The organism is Trichococcus sp. TS_SC_9, assembly GCF_056156325.1.
The window spans coordinates 2942128-2962964 of record NZ_CM149591.1 but is presented as its reverse complement, the minus strand read 5'-3'; the positions used below and the strand labels follow the sequence as shown (position 1 = coordinate 2962964).

Sequence of the window (20837 nt, the reverse complement as noted above, 5' to 3'; positions counted from 1 at the left end):
AATGAATATTGAGCAAAATTGCCGGGAAGTGGAGTCAACTGTGGAAGCAGCCTGCTTGAAAGCCGGACGCAAACGCGAAGATGTGACGGTGGTCGCCGTCACGAAGACGAAACCTGTGGAGCAAGTGGAAGAATTGTACCGCTTGGGCTACCGCCACTTTGCAGAAAATCGCCTCGAAGGTCTGCTCGAAAAGCAAGAAGCTCTTCCGCAAGAAGATATCAGCTGGCATTACATCGGTACTTTACAGACAAGGAAAGTGAAGCAGGTGATCAATCGCATCGCCTACTTCCACGCACTGGATCGTCCGTCATTGGCAAAGGAAATCAATGAGCGGGCGGAGCAGCCTGTTTCTTGCTTCGTGCAGGTCAATGTTACAGGTGAAAGTTCAAAACATGGGCTTTCCGCATCCGAGGCAGTGCCTTTCATCCAGAGTCTGGAAAGTTTTCCGAACATCATCGTTGTCGGATTGATGACGATGGCACCCATTGATGCGACAGACGTGGAGTTGCGTCAATGCTTTAAAGATCTGAAAATAATGCAAGAGCAAGTAGCGGCGTTGAACTTGGCTTATGCCCCATGCACGGAGACGAGCATGGGCATGAGCCAAGATTATCCGGTAGCGATTGCCGAAGGTGCGACCTTCGTACGCGTCGGCTCGGCGTTCTTTGCTGAAACAGAAGCATAGACGAAGAAGAAGCGAGGGGTCTTATGGGTCTGAAAGATTTATTCCGAAAGTACTTTGTCATTGAAGACGAGGAAGACGGATTTGAGGAAGTCGAGGAACCATCGACAGTCGTTCCAGTCCGCAGGTCCGAGCGCAATGAAGAAGGTGCTCCATCTCAACGGAGCACCCAAAAAAGATCGACGAAAGCAAAGGTAATTCCTATGAACCAACAAGCAATGACCGAAAAAGCCAGCATCCATGTCGTGGAGCCGAGAGTCTATTCCGAGGTGGAGAAGATTGCCGATAATCTGCTGAAGAACCAAGCAGTCCTCCTTAATTTCAAAAGGATAGATGCGGAACAAGCAAAACGGATCGTGGATTTTCTGACCGGAACGGTATATGCGATTGGGGGAGAAATCCAACGCGTTGGCGATGAAATCTTTTTATGCACCCCCGCTTCAGTCGGAGTCGAAGGCGCACTGGACGAAACACTGGAGGAAGAGCGTTCGTTCTACTAGAAAGGAAACAAAATGACACAAATATTGATTTGGCTTTTACAGATTATCCGTTGGGGCATATCGGCCTATTCAACCGTCCTGCTTGTATACGCATTGATGAGTTGGTTGCCGGGAGCCAGAAGTTCCAAATTCGGCTATTTTATCTCCAGCATTGTGGAGCCTTACCTGGATATATTCAGAAGATTGATCCCATCTGTAGGCATGATGAGCTTCAGTGTAGTGGCGGGCATCCTGTTCCTGAATTTGGTGGAGTATGGAGCGCAGGTCGTTATCCTGTTCCTGATCAGAATGCTGAATTGACGGACATTTTTTCATCAAACGAAAAAGTGAGGGATACGTATGCAAGAAGTTTATCAACATTTTCGCAAGGAAGAGCAACCATTCATTGACAGTGCCCAATCTTGGATTACGCAAGCGGAGGAAACCTATTCACCGTATTTGACGGATTTCTTGGATCCGAGACAGCAATACATCCTTGAGATGATGGTCGGGAAAAAAGGTGAAATCCATGTCCAATTCTATGGGGGCTACGAAGCGGCTGAACGCAAGCGGGCAATCATTTGCCCCGAGTATTTCAGTCCGACGCAAAGCGATTTTGAAATGGAGCTTACTGAAGTTGTGTACCCATCGAAATTTGCCAGTCTGACCCATGGGAAAATACTGGGGACGCTGATCGGAACCGGCATGAAAAGGGAACTTTTCGGCGATATCCTGTCTGATGGCACACGCTGGCAGTTTCTGTTGGCGTCGAATATAGCAAGCTATGTGCATTCGCAGGTCACTAAGATAGGGAAGGTCAGTGTCCGCCTGGAAAACCGGACCTACACTGATCTGATCACTCCTATCGATGATTGGACGATTGTACATGACACGGTCAGCTCGCTACGGTTGGATACAGTGATCGCAGCCATCTACAACATATCGAGACAACGTGCAAAAGAATTGGTGAGCAGCGGAAAAGTGAAATTGAACTGGGCCGCATTTGAACGTCCCGATTTCGAATTAGGGCTGTTGGATATCGTGTCCATCCGCGGTTATGGCCGGATTCAGATAAAGGCTATAGAAGGAAAGTCCAAGAAAGACAAATGGCGCGTCGAATTCGGCGTATTGTACAAATAAGAATGACAAGAACGAAAGGTGTGTATAAGATGAGCTTGACTCCATTAGATATTCAACACAAGGAATTCCCTGTCAAAATAAAAGGGTACGATAAAGAACAAGTCAATGACTTTTTGGATACTGTCACAAAAGAATTTGAAGAAGTCATCAAACAAAATAAAGATCTGCAAAAGCAACTGAAATTTGCCGAAGAAAAACTTCAGTATTTCAGCAACTTGCAGGATGCTTTGAACAAGTCTATCGTAGTGGCGCAGGATGCTGCCGACAGACTGAAAGAAAATTCGCGCAAAGAAGCCGAGATTATTTTGTTCGAAGCCGAAAAGAGTGCGGATCGCTTGTTGCATGAAGCAGCTGGAAAAGCGACAAAAATCAATGAAGAAACTGACGGAGTCCGCAAGGAAAGCCGCAACTTCAAACAGAAACTGCAACTTTTGGTTGAGTCGCAATTGAACCTCATCATGAATGATGAATGGAACAACTTGTTGAATGCTTCACCGGAAGGGCAAGTTTCAACCCCTACCTTGAATGAAGTATTATCCAATCGCACACGCATCATCGACGAATTGGTCGCCAATTCGGAAGATGCTGCCGAATTCGAAATCGGCGGAAGATTGGCCGAAGAAGCCAGAGCTGAAGAGAAACTTGAGGAAGCTGCAGTAGAGGCTATTGAAATTCCAGAAGAAAACAAGTAAAATCTATGTATTGAAGAATGGAACACCCGAAAAAAAGAAACTTCCAGCGAATTGGCAAATGGTGAAAGGCCAATAAGTCCCTCTATTTTAAGGATCCTCCATGAGAATCTTTTTGAACAAACACAAGTAAAAAAGGTCGCCTGAACAGCGTTAACGGTTTGAATGAGGAAGCATGACAGCCTGTTCCGGCCGTTGTCGCTTTAAATTTGGGTGGTACCACGAAGACTTCGTCCCTTTTGGAGACGGGTCTTTTTTTGTAGAAAAAATTAATGATAAGGGAGCTTCCGACAATGAAAATGAAAGAAACGCTGCACCTGGGGAAAACGTCTTTCCCTATGAAAGCCAACCTGCCTGTCCGTGAACTGGAATGGCAAAAGGATTGGGAAGAAAAAGATATTTATGCAAAACGACAAGAAAAAAATGCGCATAAACCGACATTTGTCCTTCACGATGGCCCGCCATATGCCAACGGTGCTGTCCACATGGGCCACGCCTTGAACAAAATCAGCAAGGACATCATCGTCCGCTCAAAATCCATGTCCGGCTTCCGCTCGCCATTTGTCCCGGGTTGGGATACGCATGGTCTGCCGATTGAACAAGCCTTAACGAATACAGGCGTGAACCGCAAAGCGATGAGCTTGGCCGATTTCCGTAAATTGTGTGAAGATTATGCTTGGAATCAAATCGACGGGCAACGAACCGTCTTCAAACGTTTGGGTATCGCAGGCGACTGGGAAAATCCATACGTGACTTTGTTGCCGAAATATGAAGAAGCCGAAATCCGTGTGTTCGGAAAAATGGCTGAAAAAGGCTACATCTATAAAGGCCTGAAGCCGATCTACTGGTCGCCTTCAAGCGAGTCTTCGCTGGCGGAAGCCGAAATCGAGTACAAAGATGTGAAGTCTGCTTCCATCTATGTGGCTTTCCAGGTCAAAGACGGCAAAGGCTTGTTGGATAACGATACTGCATTCGTCATCTGGACAACTACGCCGTGGACTTTACCGGCAAATTTAGGCATCTCCGCTAATGCTGATTTCGAATATGTGGTTGTTTCCGCTGACGGAAGAAAATTTGTGGTCGCAAAAGAATTGCTGGGCACAGTCAAGGAAGCCATCGGATGGGAATCGGTGGAAATCCTGAAGGAACTGAAAGGCTCGGAGTTGGAGTACATGACAGTCCAGCATCCGTTCTATGATCGCGAATCATTGATCATGGTAGGGGAGCACGTAACGCTTGAAGCAGGTACCGGGTTGGTCCATACCGCTCCAGGACACGGTGAGGATGACTACATTGTCAGCAAAAAATATGGTCTGGAAGTATTATCACCGGTCGACAACAAAGGTTGCTATACGGCTGAAGCGCCAGGTTTCGAAGGCGTGTTCTACGACAAAGCCAATAAGCTGATCACCGAATTGTTGGCTGAAAAAGGCGCATTGCTGAAACTGGACTTCTTCGTCCACAGCTATCCGCATGACTGGCGCACAAAGAAACCAGTCATCTACCGCGCAACGCCACAATGGTTCGCATCCATCGACAAATTCCGTCAGGACATCCTTGACGAAATCGAAAATGTTGAGTGGCTGCATCCATCCGGCAAAGTCCGCTTGTTCAACATGATCCGCGATCGTGGGGATTGGGTCATTTCCCGTCAACGCGTTTGGGGCGTTCCGTTGCCAATCTTCTATGCGGAAAATGGAGAACCTGTCATCACGCCGGAAACAATCGACCACGCTGCGACATTGATCGGTGAATTCGGATCGAACGTCTGGTTCGAAAGAGAAGCGAAAGACTTGCTTCCTGAAGGGTTCACGCACCCAGGCAGCCCGAACGGCACATTTACGAAGGAAATGGACATCATGGACGTTTGGTTCGATTCCGGCTCCTCACATGAAGCTGTGCTACGCGCAAGGGAAGATTTGACATTCCCTGCTGATATGTACTTGGAAGGCTCCGATCAATACCGTGGTTGGTTCAATTCAAGCATTACGACTAGCGTTGCGATCAACGGAGTAGCACCTTACAAAACAGTCCTTTCCCAAGGTTTTGTTTTGGATGGGGAAGGCCGCAAAATGAGCAAATCATTGGGTAATACTGTCCTGCCGGAAAAAGTCGTCAAAAATATGGGCGCAGACATCGTCCGTCTCTGGGTATCCAGTGTCGACTACGAATCCGATGTCAGAATCAGCGACGAAATCCTGAAACAGGTTTCCGAAACGTACCGCAAAATCCGCAACACCATGCGTTTCCTGATCGGAAATACGGAAGATTTCCAACCAAAAGAACATTCAGTGGCTTATGCTGATCTGCGCAGTGTCGATCAATACATGATGGCGCGCTTAGATCAAGTAGTTGAAACATGTGTGACAGCCTACAAAGAATATGAGTTCTCGACCATCTACCAAACGATCATGAACTTCTGTACAGTTGATTTATCGGCATTCTATCTTGATTTTGCGAAAGATGTCGTTTATATCGAAAAAGAGGATAATCTAGAAAGACGCGCCATGCAGACCGTATTTTACGAAGTATTGGTTAAGTTGGCAAAACTTTTGACGCCGATCATCCCGCACACAACCGAAGAAATTTGGAGTTTCCTGAAGGAAGAGGAACAATATGCCCAACTGGCTGAATTGCCGGAAAGCAGCGTCCGTGAAGACCAAGCAGCGATTTTAGGCCAATGGGAGAAATTCATGGATATCCGCAATGCTGCATTGAAAGCATTGGAAGTAGCGCGTAATGAAAAGACGATCGGAAAATCTTTTGAAGCGCATCTGACCTTGTTTGTTGATGAAGATACAAAAGCATTGTTCGCGTCTCTTAATGCGAACCTGGAACAATTATTCATCGTTTCACAGCTTGACATCAAAGAATTGGCAGCTGCTCCAGCTGAAGCGATGCCGTTCGATAATCTTGCCATTCTTGTGGAGCATGCACAGGGGGAAACCTGCGAAAGATGCCGTGCCATCAAAGAAGAGGTCGGAACAATCGAGGATGCAACATCCTTATGCGAACGCTGTGCAGATATTGTGAGATCTGAATTTCCAGAAGCACTCGTGCAGGAAGAAGCATAAACTACCTCAGCTTGAAAAAAAACGTTGAAATTATGCAAACAATAAGTAAGGAGCACGCAAGCGGACGTCATTTGACGTCATTCTTGTGTGCTTCTGTTGATTTTAGGCCGAAGGAGCAGCTTTTGTCCACGGTTGATTCATTTTCCAAAGAAAGCGCATAACTTTCTCTTGAAATCGCGCAAGATATTCGTTATAATTATATTAGTAACTTGTACTAATATGATAGTAAATATTTGTATTAGCATTTTACCAATGAAAATTTTGGAGGTATTACACGATTATGGAACAAGGCAAAGTAAAATGGTTTAATGGCGAAAAAGGTTTTGGTTTTATCGAAGTTGACGGAAAAGACGATGTATTCGTGCATTTCTCAGCTATCCAAGGCGAAGGTTTCAAATCTTTAGAAGAAGGCCAAGATGTTGAATTCGAAATCGTTGATGGCAACCGTGGTCCTCAAGCAGCTAACGTTGTAAAATTATAATCGTATTCTTTTTAACATTAGCGAATTCAAAGCGTATCGGGTGTTTTATTACTCCCGGTGCGCTTTTCACATGCAAAAAAAAGCGTTGTTTCGACAATCCTTTTCAGGATCGTAAAACAACGCTTTTATCAGATAACAGACATCAGTCTGCGTAAGCTCGCTAGGGAGAGGTTACTTTCTTCTCGTGCTTCTCATAACGAAGGATACGATGAAAATCAGGATGACTGCTCCGACTAATGCAGGAACGATGTAGAATCCTCCGATTTCAGGACCCCATGCTCCAAATAAAGTTGTTCCTAACCATGAACCGATGAAACCAGCAATGATATTTCCGATAATGCCGCCTGGAATATCTTTACCCATGAACGATCCTGCTAAAGCGCCTAGGATACCACCAACAATTAAAGACCAAATTAAGCCCATTTTTTTTCCTCCTCTTTCTAATTACAAGTGCGGTAACAATATAGTTATTTCCAATTAACTATACTCTTATTATATATAAAATGAGTCACATTACAAATAATATGCCCTCGAGATGAGAGGGTTTCTGAAAATAGAAGGAATAGTTTGTTAAATTTGATTTCGAAAAAGGGGAAGTTCCACCATACGAGGTTGCATTAAGGAGAAAATCAAAGGCCGCCTCAATTTTCGAGACGGCCCTGTAATATTAGTTGATTTGTTGTTCCTGTTGGTGGATATTCAACAGTTTGACTTTGAGATCGTTCTCCATCAGCGATAGTTCCTTTTCGGCTTCTCTGCGTTTGATTCGGCCTTCTTGCTGGATCTTCAGCGTCTCTTCCAAGGTTTCGATCAAATCCTGCTGTGTCTGTTTGAGCGTTTCGATATCGATCACACCCCGTTCATTTTCTTTAGCGGTTTCGATGGCTGATATTTTCAACATTTCGGAGTTCTTGCGCATCAGATCATTCGTGGTCTGAGATACCTGCCTTTGAGCCGTTACTGCATCTTTTTGGCGCAGAAGGGTAAGGGCGATGGCCACTTGGTTTTTCCATAAGGGAATGGCAGTGTGGATCGAAGATTGGATTTTTTCCGCCAATGCCTGGTTTGTATTTTGGATCAAACGGATCTGTGGCGCTTGTTGGATCGTCATCTGTCTGGTCAAGCGCAAGTCATGGGTCCGTTTTTCGAGACGGTCAAGGAACTGTTTCAGATCGTTGACGATCTGCACATCCATTTGACTTTGAGAAACCTCCGCAGTCTGGATCGCTTTCGGGATCGCTTTTTTCTGGAGGTCCTCCATTTTCACTTCACCGGCCGCGATATAGATGTTTAAGGCCTCGAAATAATCTTTGTTTTTTTGGTAAAGCTGTTCCAACGTAACGTTGTCGTTCAGGAGGCCATTCTTTTCTTTATCCAGTTTGATTGCGATTTTGTCGATTTGGGCGCCTATCTTCTGGTATTTTGCCGTCATTTCATAGGCAGACTGCTTTACCTTGCCGAAGATTTTGCGGAAGACATTGTTGTCCTCGGCCCGCAGGTCTTCCGGTTTGGCTTCGTTAAGCCTGTACATCAGGTCGTTCAAGGAATCGCCGATTTCACCAGTGTCCTGGTTCTGCACATGGTCCAGCATCGAATGGGAGAATTCCCCCAATTGCTTTTGAGCCGCAGCGCCATAGCTGATGATGGCTTGCATATTGTTCTCATCGATTTGGCCGGCTAATGCCATCGCTTGTTTTTGTCTTTCTTCCGGCAACCGGTCGATCAGCCGGTCCGGGTTGATCACCTCGGCCGCAACTGTAGTTTTGTCGGCAACCGCTATTGGTTGCGCAAATGGATCTGAAAAAGGATTGGCCAGCAAATCGTCCAATTCTTGATTGACATCCTTGCTGTCTGTTTGTTTGTTTAGTCCGGTAGCATCAAATTGGTCCATCAGTATTCCCCCTATATCTCTTCGTCCAAAGCATTTTCGCTGCCTTTTCCTTCATTATCCCTTTTCAAAACTTGCTTGGCAAGTTCCAACTCGATATCCATATCTTCGATATCATTGGACATGAAGCGCACGTAATCTTCAGCGATCAGACGACACATATCATCGATTGTTTTGGAGCAGTTATCCAAGGCTGTGTAGGTCTCTTTCGTCTTGGAAACGTGGCCATCGATTGCGATATATTTTTCTGTCAGCTCTTTCAGGTTGGGGAGATTGGTGTATAGGAATTTATCGACTTCGTGCAGTCGGTTAGGCTGATTGACGATATTTTTGAAGAAATCCTTCAGTATGTCCACCGTATCGTTGCGTGCCGCGATAGCTTTCAATTTTGATCGCTGCTGCAGATTCGATTCGATGTCTTGGATCGTATTTTTGGCTTGATCCATCGTGTTGCGGAAATAGGCAATCTGTTCCTTCGTCATCCCTTTTGAATGGTAGAAGGCTTCTTTTTCGGTGCTCACTTTTCCCAGTGCGCCTCTTTGTTGCTTGGTCTTCCGTGACCATTGCATGCTTCCGCCGTTTTGGACGTAATATAGAAAGATGCCCAAGCCGATGGTCATCCCGATTGAAGTCCAGAAATCGAATTCGAAGATGAAAAAGAATATCACTAATGCAATCAGGCAAATTACGCTGGAAAACGTATATTTCAATATATCCTTGATGTTGCTCCACATAAATTTTTCCTCCTTTAATAACGTGCTGTTCACTTCGTCTGTGCTTATGCTATTATTTTAGCATAAAAGCCTATTAAGCACCTATCGGCCGAAAGGATGATTTTCAACGTCAACACCCATTTGCGCTGAATCTCTCGCGGCTCTTGTAAATAGCGGAAAAGATAGGTTATGATAATACATGATTCGGATAGTAGATTGGGAGGAACATAAAATGGAATTTGAAGAAAAAACATTGAAAAGTGAAAGAATATTTGACGGTGTCTTGTTGCATTTGGTGAGGGAAGAAGTATTGTTGCCGAACGGAAAAACTTCAGTCAGAGAGATGATCAGGCATCCGGGAGCTGTAGCGATGATACCCTTCACTTCCGACGGGAAAATGGTCATGGTCAGACAGTTCCGCAAACCATTGGATCGGACCGTTGTCGAAATCCCGGCAGGTAAATTGGAGACATCCGATGCTGAACCTTTGCTGGCAGCGATCCGTGAGCTAGAGGAAGAAACAGATTATCGTGCGGAAAAATGGTCCGAATTGACGGTTTTTTATCCGACACCGGCTTATTTGGATGAGCGGATCACAATCTATCTGGCGGAAGGCTTGACGAAAGTCGATAATTCTTTGCCGATGGATGAGGATGAATTCATTGAGATCTTGGAATTGACATACGACGAAGCGAAAGTCTTGCAGGAGTCCGGAGAAATCTGCGATTCGAAAACAATCTATGCCATGCTGTACTGGGAGATGCGTCTTTTGCGTGAAAGAATAGAGGGATAGTATGTCAGAACCAAAAAAACCGCTGATCACCCGGGAACGCTATCGTCAGTACAAAAGGGACCAAACAACAAAACCGGGGACAGATGAAAAGAAAGTCGCTCCGCGGGTAAAAGATACAGAGCGTTCCGCTCCGGCAACGGAAAAGAACAATAAGCAGCAAACTGTTTCTGCGGGAGAGAATAGCAGTGTTCCAACCGAAAAGAAAAGGTCGGAGAACGGTAATAAAGCTAAGACTGCCAAGCCAAAGGCGAAGCTGTTCCGAAAAGCAGACAAACCTGCAGCTTCAACTAAGGTGCAGCGTCTGACGGACAAAGAAAGAGGCAGAAAACTGGACAACTATCTGAACAAAGCCATCCTGATTGTCATCTTGTTGATCATCTTGGTTTTTGTGATAGCCTTCGTCTTATGATTTAACAATGCAGCTACAAGGAAGGAAACACTCATGATCGGAATTATTGGAGCAATGGAAGAAGAAAACCGTATTTTGTTGGAAAATATGACTGAAAAGATAGAGGAAGTACATTTTCATCTCGCCTTTACACGAGGCAAGATCGAAAATCAGGATGTAGTATTGGTGCAGTCAGGCATCGGTAAAGTCAACTCAGCCATAGCGACCGCCTTCATCATTGATCGTTATCGTCCCGATTTCGTCATCAATACCGGTTCGGCTGGAGGATTAAACACAGACTTGCATGTGGGGGACGTCGTTGTAGCGGATAAAGTTGCTTATCATGATGTGGATGCTACGGCATTCGGTTATTCTGTGGGACAAGTGCCTCAGATGCCCCATTATTATACAGCTGATAAAAAAATCGTCGAAAAGATTACGCGGGCAGCTGAAAAAGTCGGTTTGCATGCCGTGCAAGGGACGATTGTTTCCAGCGATTCTTTTATCGCTTCCGAAAGCGGCACAAACCGCATCAAGGAACATTTTCCTGACGCCTATGCGACCGAAATGGAGGGCGCATCAATTGCCCAGGCTTGCTATGTATTGGGCACACCCTTCGCGATCATCCGTGCCATTTCGGACGGAGCGAGCGAGGGTGCGGCGCTGACGTTCGACGAGTTCATCGTCGAAGCCGGAAAGAAATCCGCGGAAATGGTCATCGAATTACTGAAAAATAGCGAAGAATAGGGGAGACGTTCATGCGAGCATTGTTGTCGATCGATTATACGAATGATTTTGTTGCGACAGACGGGGCCTTGACGACTGGAGCGGATGGCCAGCTCATCGAATCGGAGTTGGTTGCAATCACGCAGGCCTTTATCGAGAACGGTGATTTTGTCGTTTTTGCTATTGATTGTCATGATCTAGAGGACGTTTACCATCCTGAGAATAATCTTTTCCCCCCGCATAATCTTGTGGGAACCGATGGAAGGACACTGTATGGGTCTTTGGCAGCACTTTATGATGCGCATAAAGAGAGCCGAACCGTTCATTGGATCGACAAGCGCCACTATTCCGCATTCAGCGTTACGGATTTGGACATCCGTCTCAGGGAACGCGGCATTACCGAAATCCATCTGACGGGTGTCTGTACTGACATCTGCATCCTGCATACAGCTGTGGATGCGTACAATCTCGGATACAAAATTGTCATCCATGAGAAAGCTGTCGCAAGTTTCGATCCAATCGGACACGAATGGGCATTGCGGCATTTTGCCGGTTCTTTGGGAGCTGAAATCATCAATTAAGCAGGCCTGAACCACTCAACCGAAAATGGGGGAGTGGTTTTTGCTGTCTGCGGCACTTTAGGACGCTATTATTTCAGAAAAGGAAGTGCTTTATGTTTGTAAGGGTTTTTCAAAATATTGTACAATAAGGATGAGATGTCAGGCTAAGGAGGGGTTTTGGATGCGCCACGAACTGGTGATCGGGAAAGGGGACAAACCGGCAATCATCCATTTGGACAAGCTGAATCGCCACGGCTTGATCGCTGGAGCGACCGGTACGGGGAAAACGGTAACTTTGAAAGTGATAGCGGAACAATTGAGCAAAGCGGGGATTCCGGTATTCCTTGCGGACATCAAAGGTGATTTGGCAAGCATTGCGGAACCGGGTGAATTGAGCGGAAAAATAATGGAGCGAGTAACGAAACTGCAGCCAGAGGATTTTGAGCCGCGCGCTTACCCCGTTGAGCTTTTGGATATCTTTGGATCGAACGGTGTGCCGGTTCGGACAACCATTTCCGATATGGGGCCGATCCTGTTGTCGCGTCTGTTGGGGCTCAATGAAACGCAGGAAGGAATCATGAACATTGCGTTCAAAGTGGCGGATGAGAAACAACTCTTGCTCATCGACATCAAAGATTTGCGGGCGATCCTGAATTTTGTCGGAGACAACGCCACAGAATTACGCCGGGAATACGGAAATATTTCAAAGCAATCGATCGGCGCAATCTTAAGAGGTTTATTGGTGATCGAGGAACAAGGCGGGGATTTATTCTTTGGGGAGCCGATGTTCGATATCCAGGATTTATTGAAAACAGATCCAGCCGGACGCGGTTATGTAAACATTTTGATGGCGAATCGCCTGTTTATGTCTCCAAAACTCTACTCGACATTCCTTCTGTGGTTCCTTTCTGAGCTGTATGAGCAATTACCGGAAGTCGGCGATCTTGATAAACCCAAAATTGTCTTCTTTTTTGATGAAGCGCATGTCCTTTTCCAAGACGTTCCGGATGTTCTTGAGGAAAAAATCGAACTCATTGTCCGGCTAATCCGTTCCAAAGGAGTTGGTGTTTATTTTGTGACGCAAAATCCCACCGACCTTCCGAATGCTATTCTTAGCCAATTAGGCAACAAAATTCAACATGCTTTGCGAGCCTTTACCCCTAGGGAGCAGAAGACCGTCAAGGCGGTCGCCGAAACATTCCGGCAGCTAGAGGGGGAAGAATTGGACAAGAAATTGACGGAACTGAAGGTCGGTGAAGCGTTGGTCTCCTTTCTCGATCCGGAAGGAATTCCCGGCTATGTTCAGCAAGTCATGATTTATCCGCCGGAGAGCAAAATGGGCATCCTGGATCCGCTTGTCAAAGAAGAAAAAATCAACCGCTCCTTGTTGTATTATAAATACAGCGATACAATCGACAGAGAGTCCTCTTACGAACAACTGCAGCGACTATCGGAAATCAAAGCGATTGAGTTGGAGGAAAATGAAGAGCTTGCCGCAAGGGACAGGGGAAAAGCCGAACAGGTGAAGCAACTTGAAAAAGGGCGCCAAAAAGAACAAACCCAACAAAAACGGGCGAGCAGTTCCCGTGATTCGACGATGGACAGATTCACGAAAAATTTGATGTCGCAAGTAGGCAGGGAAGTGGGCCGCGTCATCTCCCGCGGTATTTTGGGCATCCTAAAAAAATGAATACAGTTCAATAAGACCAGTCCACACAAGGGCTGGTCTTTTCGTTTTCCTTTTTTCGGATGAACCCGAGAGATGAAAACGTTCCCCTTAAAGTTGCTTACTTTTTTTCATGGAAATCTCATGTTTGGTATTGTGTTTTATTTCAGTATCCAGTAGAATAGCACCTATACCGTCAATTGAGAATGATTCTCAATTAGAATCGTTATCATTAAGGAGTTGTTTTTGGAAGATGGTGAATAGATGTTGAGAAAAATGCTGCTCGTTCTGGCATTGGTAGGAGCGATGGTGCTGTCCCTGGGTGTGGGGACTGCTGCATTTTCGGTGGAACAGTTTCTGGTCGGGAGCAACACAGACCGTTTGATACTGTTGTCGTCACGGCTGCCTAGGACGATTACGGTTCTCTTGGCTGGAGCAGGATTGTCCTTATCCGGGCTGATTATGCAATCATTGACGCAGAACCGATTTGCCGCTCCCGATACAGTCGGTACGGTGGATGCGGCGAGAGTGGGCATGCTGTGCGGCATGATTTTCTTTCCGGGCTTATCCGTTGTGGGGAAAATGACTCTTTCCTTCCTCTTTGCAGCGGCAGGAACCTTCCTGTTTTTGGTGGTCGTGAATCGCTTGCCTTTCAAGAGCCAGATGACGATCCCTTTGCTGGGTCTGATGTACGGAAATATTTTGGGAGGGATCGCCAATTTTTTTGCCTTCCGCTTCAACGTCACCCAAAATCTTTCCGCTTGGATGCAAGGGGATTTTTCTTTGGTCATCAAAGGACAATATGAGGGGATGTACCTCATTTTCCTGTTATTTTTGGCACTTTATTTTTTTGCCGATCATTTTACGATTGCGCGCTTAGGGAAAGACGCGGCCAAAAACCTGGGTCTGCCTTTTGAAGCCGTCTTGTTCATCGGGACTCTGTTCGTCTCCTTGGCGGTCGCCGTCATCCTTAGTACGGTCGGCAATCTGCCATTTTTGGGAGTCATCATCCCGAATCTCGTCTCGTTGCGCTTCGGCGATAATATCCGCAATACACATGGCAAGGTTGCGCTGTTCGGAGCGATTTTCTTGTTGCTTTGTGATGTGTTCGCCCGATCGGTCATTCCTCCATACGAAATACCGGTGGAAACGGTATTGGGTGTTTTCGGCGGCGGCTTGTTCCTCTGGTTGTTGCTGAAGGGAGGGCGACCCGCATGAAAAACGTGTTGAACAACCGCATCATCATGAAACGGTTGGCTATCCTGGCGGTGGCGTTGGCTTTCCTTTATTTCTTTTGGAACCAAGGCAACGGAAATGTATTCATTATGAAGTTGCGGAGCACGAAGCTTTTGACGTTTGCGGTCATCAGCATCAGCACTGCCTTTGCAACAGTCAGCTTTCAGACGGTCGTGCATAGCAATTTTTTGACCCCCAGCATCCTCGGGGTTGAATCCTTCTATCGCCTCCTGCAGACAGTGTTGATGTTCTTCAGCTTTTCGCTGCTGGGCAACCAATTGAATGCTGAATGGCAGTTCATTTTTCTGTTGTTCCTGATGCTTGGCAGTTACTTTTTGCTGTACCGGCTTTCTTGGAACCGGAAAAATTACGATATGCAGGTGATCCTGATGATTGGGCTCATCATGGGTACCTTCTTCAACAGCATCAGTTCCTTCATGCAAGTGCTGATGGACCCGAATGAGTATGACAAACTGCAGACGAAGTTGTATGCCAGTTTTCAGAATATCAATGATTCCGTACTTATTTTGGCTGTTCCGATTGCCGTGTTTTCGATCATTAGTTTGTGGCGTAAGCGCAAGGTATTGGAAGTTTTGGGGCTGGGGACACAAATGGCCAAAAATTTAGGGGTTGCCGTCGAAAAAGAGACCAAGCTCACCTTCATGCATGTCATCCTGCTGATGACAGTCTCCACAGCGCTCGTCGGACCGATGATGTTCCTCGGGTTTGTGGCGGCGAACATCGCTTATCGTCTGTTCAGGACGTATTGCCTGAACTACCTGTTGCCTGGTGCGAGTCTGCTCAGTTTTGTGATGGTCGTGGCCGGACAATTCCTGGCAGAGGAAGTCTTCAAGCTGCAGACGAATTTGAGCATTCTCGTCGAACTGTTCGGGGGAATCTACTTCTTTTGGTTATTATGGAAGGAAAGGAGCAAGTTATGAAAATCAGTCATGTCAGCAAAGCCTATGAGGATGAAAAAGTATTGGATGACATCTCTCTGGCGATCGAGAAAGGAAAAATCACGGCTTTCATCGGTCCAAACGGGGCAGGCAAAAGCACACTCCTTTCGGTCATCAGCCGTCTGTTGACAAAGGACGAGGGGATATTGACGATACACGGGAAAGAAATTGAGGCATGGCAATCCGATGAACTGGCGCGGGAGCTTTCGATCCTGAAACAACAGAATGCCTACCAAGTGCGCATGACGGTCCGCGAATTGGTTTCGTTCGGCAGGTTCCCTTATACGAAGGGCAGGCTGAACGAGGAGGATCATGCCATGATCGATAAGGTTCTGGGCTATCTGAACCTGGGGGAATTCTCAAACCGCTATCTGGATACTCTGTCTGGGGGGCAACTCCAGCGGGCGGCCATCGCGATGATCCTGGTGCAGGATACAGAGTACATCTTATTGGATGAACCGCTGAACAATCTCGACCTGAAACAAAGCATCGTGACGATGCAGACCATCCGGAATTTGGCGGATGAATTGGGTAAAACCATTCTGGTCGTCATCCACGACGTCAATTTTGCTTCCGTTTTTTCGGACAACATCATTGCCATGAAAAACGGAAAAGTGTTCCAGAGCGGCACGGTCGAGGAAGTCATCCGGACACAAGTTTTGCAGGAATTATATGAAATACCCTTGGAAGTCATCACGACTGCGGATGGAAAAAAACATTGCACCTATCAAGCAATTTAACATAGAGGAGAATGGAAAAATGAAAAAATGGCAAAAAACAATCATAAGCTTGGTTTCGACCCTCACACTTGGGGCTTGCGGCGCCCAGGAGGGGGCTGCCGATGCGGCAGATTCACCAACAGCGACTGCGGAAGCCGAAACAACGGTGACCATCGAGGATGCACGCGGATCCGTAGAAGTGCCCAAAGACCCGAAAAACGTGGCTGTTTTGGATTTTGGACATTTGGACACATTGATCGCATTGGGTAAAGAGGATGCAGTCACCGGCACGGCGACCGAAAACATGCCGGCTTATCTGGCTGATACAGCAGATCAATTCGAGAATGTAGGGACGCTTAAGGAACCGAATGTGGAGGCGTTGGCGAATTTGGCGCCGGAGCTCATCATCATTTCGAACCGATTGGTGGACTTTGCGGAACAATTGGAGGAAATCGCACCCGTAGTCGTGCTCAGTGTCGATTACACGGATTATTGGGGTTCGGTCCAAAAGAACATCACTGCTTTAGGTACTATCTTTGACGAAGAAGCTGCAGCCGATGAAGCCATTGCTACTTTGAACGAAGAGATTGAGGCCGTGCAAGCGAAGACCGCGGGAATCAGCGAGAAAACATTGACGTTGCTCCTGAACGATGGCAGCATGTCCGCTTTCAGCACAGGCTCACGCTTCGGCTTCATTTACGATACATTGGGCTTCACTCCTGTCGATGCAGCGATCGAGGATTCCACACATGGACAGTCCGTCGGCTACGAAGGATTGCTGGAAATCAACCCGCAAATTTTGTTTGTCGTCGACCGCACAGCGGCGATCGGGACAGCATCCGATGAGAACGCGGCGCTGTTGGAGAATGATTTCGTCTACCAAACGGATGCTTATAAAAATAACAAAATCATCAACCTGTCCTCCGACTTGTGGTATCTCTCCGGCGGCGGGATAGAATCAATCCACCTGATGGTCGAAGAGATCGCAGCGGATTTCCAGTAATCAAAAGCGGAATCAAAAGATTGTCCATATGTTGGTTTTTTCTCTATAATGAGGGAAGGAAATCAGAAAGAGGTGCACGGTTTGGCAGAAAATCACTTCAGCAAGGAAGACTTCAACGTTTTTGACATTCAGGGACTCGACGAAAGGATGACAGGCATCCGCGAACGGATCCAACCCAAGTTCCGCCATTTCGCGGCAGCGGGGGCCCGCCTCATCGTTTCGGAAGAGCATGATGAATCGGTGGTTCCCGTGCATGTCGCCAAGCACCTGCGCCGCACGAAGTATGCACCCGAGAATACTTGGTGCGCCATCGGTGGGGACACGAGGGGCTACAAAAAGTATCCGCATTTCCAGATTGGGATTGCGAAAGAGGGAGTCAGCTTTTATCTTTGCCTGATTGATCAACCCGTCAAAGAAAAAGAGATGGCTGCCGCTTTGTTGGAACGGATTCCTGAGTTGGAGCAGTTGCCGCGTGATTACGTCGTTTCGGTCGACCATACCGTTCCGACTGTGCAGCCGATTGAGGCTGTCGATTGGCCGCCTATCCTAGTCCGACTGCGGGATGTGAAGAAGGCTGAATTGCTGATTGGACGCAAGTTGGCGCCAGCCGATCCGCGCTTGGCGACGGAAGTAGGCACGCTGGCAGTGATGGAGGAAACGCTCCGTGAACTGCTGCCGATCTACCGGGCCTGCATGGAACAGTATCGCTAAATGCGGAACCTAAGACAAACCAAAAAAGGACTGAACAGCAGGATTGATCGCTGTTCAGTCCTTTTCTTTGTACAAAAAAAACGGCAAATTGCTTTGCCGTTTCCTTGAAGCTGATCCCCGGGGAGATTAGCCTAATTTGTTGTAGTATTCTACTACGAATGACTCATCGATTTCAGCTGGCAATTCTTCGCGAACTGGCAGACGGTTCAATGAACCTTCGAATGTTTCTGTGTCGAAGGTGATGAAGTCTGGACGTCCGAACAAAGCTTCAGCAGCAGCTTTAACAACTACTAAGTTTTTAGATTTTTCGCGCAAGCCGATTACTTGGCCAACAGCCACTTCGTATGAAGGGATATCAACACGTTTGCCATCGACAGTTACGTGACCGTGGTTAACTAATTGACGTGCTTGACGACGAGTAGAAGCTAAACCTAGACGGTAAACTACGTTATCCAAACGTTGTTCCAATAAGATCATGAAGTTAACACCTTGTTTACCTTCTTTGATTTTACCAGCTTTTTTGAATAAAGTTGCAAATTGACGTTCGTTCATGCCGTACATGTGACGCAATTTTTGTTTTTCTTGCAATTGCATAGCATATTCAGATAATTTTTTACGGTTGTTAGGGCCGTGTTGACCTGGAACGTATGGACGACGCTCCAATTCTTTACCTGTTCCCAAAAGGGAGATTCCTAAACGACGAGCCTGTTTCCAGCTAGGTCCTGTATAACGTGACATAATAAAATTCCTCCAATAAATGTTTGATTTTTGGAGTAAAATAAGAATGATAAGTCAGCAATGCGTGCAGTTGATCCTTCAATCTTCACCTTATGCAGCCGCAAGGGTACGCAATTGAACCATCTAACGATGGCGATGAACTGTTGACGCGGGTGCTTCTTTCTCGCTGCATTATTTTACACAAAGGTTATTGTACCAAACAACAGAAGTTAATGCAATGGAAAAGTGATGTTTTTCAGACTTTGCCTGGCAGCGGAACGCTTTCACTGTTCCAAGGAAAGGAATTCCGTTCCCTTATTATTTTCTGGTTTCTGATTGGTTCTTTCTATGTTATACTAAAAAATGAGATATATTGGGCGTTTTCAATTTTCAGATCAAATAAACGAAATTGTCGGAATAGGTGGAGGATTTATTGATGGAGTTTATATACTGGTTAGTAGCGATAATATTATTAGTGTTGATCGGGTACGGTGCGATCATGTATTTGACGAGGCAACAAGCGAATCGAATCAAAGAAATCGATGAGAAGAAGCAAAAAGCGATGGCCATACCTGTGGCCGATAACCTGTTCACATTGAAAAATATGAATTTGACAGGGCAAACAAAGCGTACATATGAAAGTTGGCAAGCTACATGGCAGACCATCACGCGTTTTCAGTATCCTGAAATTGAGGCGGCGCTTGTCAGTGCTGAACAATACATCCAACGCATGAACTTCATCAAGGCGAAGCAAGCCATTTCGCAAGCGGATCAACTGATCGACGAAACGAAAAACAGCGTTGAAAAAGTGAACAAGGCACTCGAAAAACTATTGGAAAGTGCACAGGAAAACCGCAAAGAGTTGGAAGAAATCCAGGAACGCTATAATAAAATCCGCAAACAATTATTGGCGCACAGCTTTACATTCGGTCCAGCCATCGAAACGTTGGAGAAGAACCTGAATTACATGGAGTTGGATTTCACGAAATTCAATTCATTGACGAACGAAGGCGACCATATGGAAGCCAAAGAAATCTTATCGCGTATCGAGCAGGATTTGCTTGTTATGGAAGAAGTCGTTGAAAAGATCCCTCAGCTGAACGAAAAAATCAAAACAGAGTATGAAGAACAAGTGAATGATTTGAAAGACGGTTACCAACGCTTGTTGGATGAAAAGTACATTTTCGAAGGTGTGGATGTCTCCGTTGAGATAGCTGCTGTTGAAAAAGAAATTCAGGAAGCAAAAGATTCCATCGCCCTTGCCGATATCAATGAAGCAGGCAAGAAGATGGATAAGGTAGAACGCGATATCGAAGCGGTCTATGCCATCATGGAAAAAGAAATGGAAGCCAAGGAATTTGTGGGCCGTCATACGGCGAATCTGCAAAAGAAAATGGATCACGTCCTGCAGAGCAACCGTTATGTGCTACTTGAAATCGACCGTGTTTCCCAGAATTACTTCTTGAACAAGAATGAATTGGGCCGTGCGCAAGAGTTCGAAGAGCAGTTGCTGAAGGAAAATGAAGCTTTGCGTTACTACGATAAGATGATGAAGGAACATGAAATTTCCTACTCGGTTGTCCGCGAATATTATGAGAAAATCAGCCAACGCCTTTCGGAAATCGACAAAGAACAGTCTGAATTGGTAAGCAACCTCAGTGACTTGCGCAACCGCGAAAAGGAAATCAAGGACAGCATCGATTTGTACGAGTTGGACATGCGCAACATGAAACGGACAATCGAGAAATACCATCTGCCTGGATTGCCGAAAATCTATTTGGATCTTTTCTTCTCGGTTACGGATCGCATCGAGGATTTGGCTTCCAAGCTTAACCGAGTGAAGATCGACATGGACGAAATCGATGCCATTTCCAAGATGTGCGAAGAGGACATCGAAATGTTGGATAACCAAACCCAAACGATTGTGGACAATGCGATGCTGACGGAGTATATGATTCAGTACGCAAACCGTTTCCGTCATTCGCATGTGGAGATCGAAAATGCCATCAACAAAGCTTTGGTGCTTTTCCATCGTGAATTTGACTATGCAGGTGCATTGGAGGCTGTCAAAATCCCACTGAATCGCATCGAAGCAGGGGCTGCCCGCAAAGTGGAAGAGTCTTATCAGGAAGAAAAAAATCGTCACTACTATTAAATGCAGAACAAACAGAACGCAGGGGTCGGGACATTGTCTCGGCCCTTTTTTGGACCCT

At 46.2% G+C, this 20837-nt stretch carries 22 protein-coding genes; 18 read left to right on the top strand and 4 right to left on the bottom strand.

What is annotated here, in order from left to right; genetic code table 11:
• The first annotated feature begins 1 nt into the window (after position 1).
• From AC0J5I_RS14340 to cspD, 7 genes are all read left to right on the top strand, one after another.
• On the top strand, positions 2-685 hold the full coding sequence (locus AC0J5I_RS14340; RefSeq protein ID WP_475301320.1) for a YggS family pyridoxal phosphate-dependent enzyme: 684 nt from the start codon (positions 2-4) through the stop codon (positions 683-685).
• Positions 686-708: 23 nt separating this feature from the next.
• Positions 709-1182, top strand: a complete 474-nt coding sequence (locus AC0J5I_RS14335) for a cell division protein SepF (protein ID WP_107995925.1) — start codon at positions 709-711, stop codon at positions 1180-1182.
• 12 nt (positions 1183-1194) lie between these two features.
• The gene (locus AC0J5I_RS14330; protein ID WP_086985419.1) at positions 1195-1482 is read left to right on the top strand and encodes a YggT family protein; all 288 of its coding nucleotides are present in this window, start codon (positions 1195-1197) and stop codon (positions 1480-1482) included.
• Between the two features lie 39 nt (positions 1483-1521).
• On the top strand, positions 1522-2301 hold the full coding sequence (locus AC0J5I_RS14325; RefSeq protein ID WP_107995924.1) for a YlmH family RNA-binding protein: 780 nt from the start codon (positions 1522-1524) through the stop codon (positions 2299-2301).
• A 29-nt stretch (positions 2302-2330) separates the two neighbouring features.
• The gene (locus AC0J5I_RS14320) at positions 2331-2993 is read left to right on the top strand and encodes a DivIVA domain-containing protein (protein WP_107995923.1); all 663 of its coding nucleotides are present in this window, start codon (positions 2331-2333) and stop codon (positions 2991-2993) included.
• Positions 2994-3283: 290 nt separating this feature from the next.
• Complete coding sequence (gene ileS, locus AC0J5I_RS14315) at positions 3284-6064, top strand: isoleucine--tRNA ligase (RefSeq protein WP_475301306.1); 2781 nt, start codon at positions 3284-3286, stop codon at positions 6062-6064.
• A 280-nt stretch (positions 6065-6344) separates the two neighbouring features.
• The gene (gene cspD / locus AC0J5I_RS14310; RefSeq protein WP_107995921.1) at positions 6345-6545 is read left to right on the top strand and encodes a cold-shock protein CspD; all 201 of its coding nucleotides are present in this window, start codon (positions 6345-6347) and stop codon (positions 6543-6545) included.
• A 171-nt stretch (positions 6546-6716) separates the two neighbouring features.
• On the opposite strand, the gene AC0J5I_RS14305 is transcribed toward cspD, so the two are convergent.
• The 3 genes from AC0J5I_RS14305 to AC0J5I_RS14295 all read right to left on the bottom strand — a co-directional run bounded on the left by AC0J5I_RS14305 (position 6717) and on the right by AC0J5I_RS14295 (position 9167).
• Positions 6717-6968 carry a GlsB/YeaQ/YmgE family stress response membrane protein gene (locus tag AC0J5I_RS14305; protein WP_107995920.1) on the bottom strand — a complete coding sequence of 84 codons (252 nt, stop codon included), beginning with the start codon at positions 6966-6968 and terminating at the stop codon, positions 6717-6719.
• 244 nt (positions 6969-7212) lie between these two features.
• Complete coding sequence (locus AC0J5I_RS14300) at positions 7213-8436, bottom strand: toxic anion resistance protein (protein ID WP_107995919.1); 1224 nt, start codon at positions 8434-8436, stop codon at positions 7213-7215.
• 11 nt (positions 8437-8447) lie between these two features.
• Positions 8448-9167: a 5-bromo-4-chloroindolyl phosphate hydrolysis family protein gene (locus AC0J5I_RS14295; protein ID WP_475301295.1), complete on the bottom strand. Its 720-nt coding sequence runs from the start codon at positions 9165-9167 to the stop codon at positions 8448-8450.
• A 211-nt stretch (positions 9168-9378) separates the two neighbouring features.
• Between AC0J5I_RS14295 and AC0J5I_RS14290 the strand changes: the two genes are divergently transcribed.
• The 10 genes from AC0J5I_RS14290 (at position 9379) to AC0J5I_RS14245 (ending at position 17907) form a co-directional block, all read left to right on the top strand.
• Positions 9379-9939, top strand: a complete 561-nt coding sequence (locus tag AC0J5I_RS14290) for an NUDIX domain-containing protein (protein ID WP_107995917.1) — start codon at positions 9379-9381, stop codon at positions 9937-9939.
• A gap of 1 nt (position 9940) precedes the next feature.
• Entirely contained in the window at positions 9941-10348 is a 408-nt protein-coding gene (locus AC0J5I_RS14285; RefSeq protein ID WP_107995916.1) for a hypothetical protein, read from the top strand.
• Between the two features lie 33 nt (positions 10349-10381).
• Positions 10382-11074 carry a 5'-methylthioadenosine/adenosylhomocysteine nucleosidase gene (locus AC0J5I_RS14280; protein WP_107995915.1) on the top strand — a complete coding sequence of 231 codons (693 nt, stop codon included), beginning with the start codon at positions 10382-10384 and terminating at the stop codon, positions 11072-11074.
• 11 nt (positions 11075-11085) lie between these two features.
• Positions 11086-11634 (top strand): cysteine hydrolase family protein, encoded by a 549-nt coding sequence (locus tag AC0J5I_RS14275; protein ID WP_107995914.1) that lies wholly within the window; start codon positions 11086-11088, stop codon positions 11632-11634.
• A gap of 160 nt (positions 11635-11794) precedes the next feature.
• Complete coding sequence (locus AC0J5I_RS14270; protein WP_107995913.1) at positions 11795-13303, top strand: helicase HerA-like domain-containing protein; 1509 nt, start codon at positions 11795-11797, stop codon at positions 13301-13303.
• 240 nt (positions 13304-13543) lie between these two features.
• Positions 13544-14497 (top strand): ABC transporter permease, encoded by a 954-nt coding sequence (locus AC0J5I_RS14265; RefSeq protein WP_475301277.1) that lies wholly within the window; start codon positions 13544-13546, stop codon positions 14495-14497.
• The gene (locus tag AC0J5I_RS14260) at positions 14494-15456 is read left to right on the top strand and encodes an iron chelate uptake ABC transporter family permease subunit (protein ID WP_475301273.1); all 963 of its coding nucleotides are present in this window, start codon (positions 14494-14496) and stop codon (positions 15454-15456) included. The genes AC0J5I_RS14265 and AC0J5I_RS14260 overlap by 4 nt, the downstream gene beginning before the upstream one ends.
• On the top strand, positions 15453-16214 hold the full coding sequence (locus tag AC0J5I_RS14255; protein ID WP_475301270.1) for an iron ABC transporter ATP-binding protein: 762 nt from the start codon (positions 15453-15455) through the stop codon (positions 16212-16214). Before AC0J5I_RS14260 ends, AC0J5I_RS14255 begins: the two co-directional genes overlap by 4 nt.
• Before the next feature lie 19 nt (positions 16215-16233).
• The gene (locus tag AC0J5I_RS14250) at positions 16234-17196 is read left to right on the top strand and encodes a siderophore ABC transporter substrate-binding protein (protein ID WP_475301266.1); all 963 of its coding nucleotides are present in this window, start codon (positions 16234-16236) and stop codon (positions 17194-17196) included.
• Between the two features lie 81 nt (positions 17197-17277).
• Positions 17278-17907, top strand: a complete 630-nt coding sequence (locus AC0J5I_RS14245; protein ID WP_475301262.1) for a DUF1054 family protein — start codon at positions 17278-17280, stop codon at positions 17905-17907.
• Positions 17908-18033: 126 nt separating this feature from the next.
• Here the strand turns inward: AC0J5I_RS14245 and rpsD are convergent, their stop codons facing one another.
• Positions 18034-18645 carry a 30S ribosomal protein S4 gene (rpsD, locus tag AC0J5I_RS14240; protein ID WP_086985403.1) on the bottom strand — a complete coding sequence of 204 codons (612 nt, stop codon included), beginning with the start codon at positions 18643-18645 and terminating at the stop codon, positions 18034-18036.
• A gap of 415 nt (positions 18646-19060) precedes the next feature.
• On the opposite strand from rpsD, the gene AC0J5I_RS14235 reads away from it, so the two are divergent.
• Positions 19061-20779 carry a septation ring formation regulator EzrA gene (locus AC0J5I_RS14235; protein ID WP_107995907.1) on the top strand — a complete coding sequence of 573 codons (1719 nt, stop codon included), beginning with the start codon at positions 19061-19063 and terminating at the stop codon, positions 20777-20779.
• Positions 20780-20837: the final 58 nt, after the last annotated feature.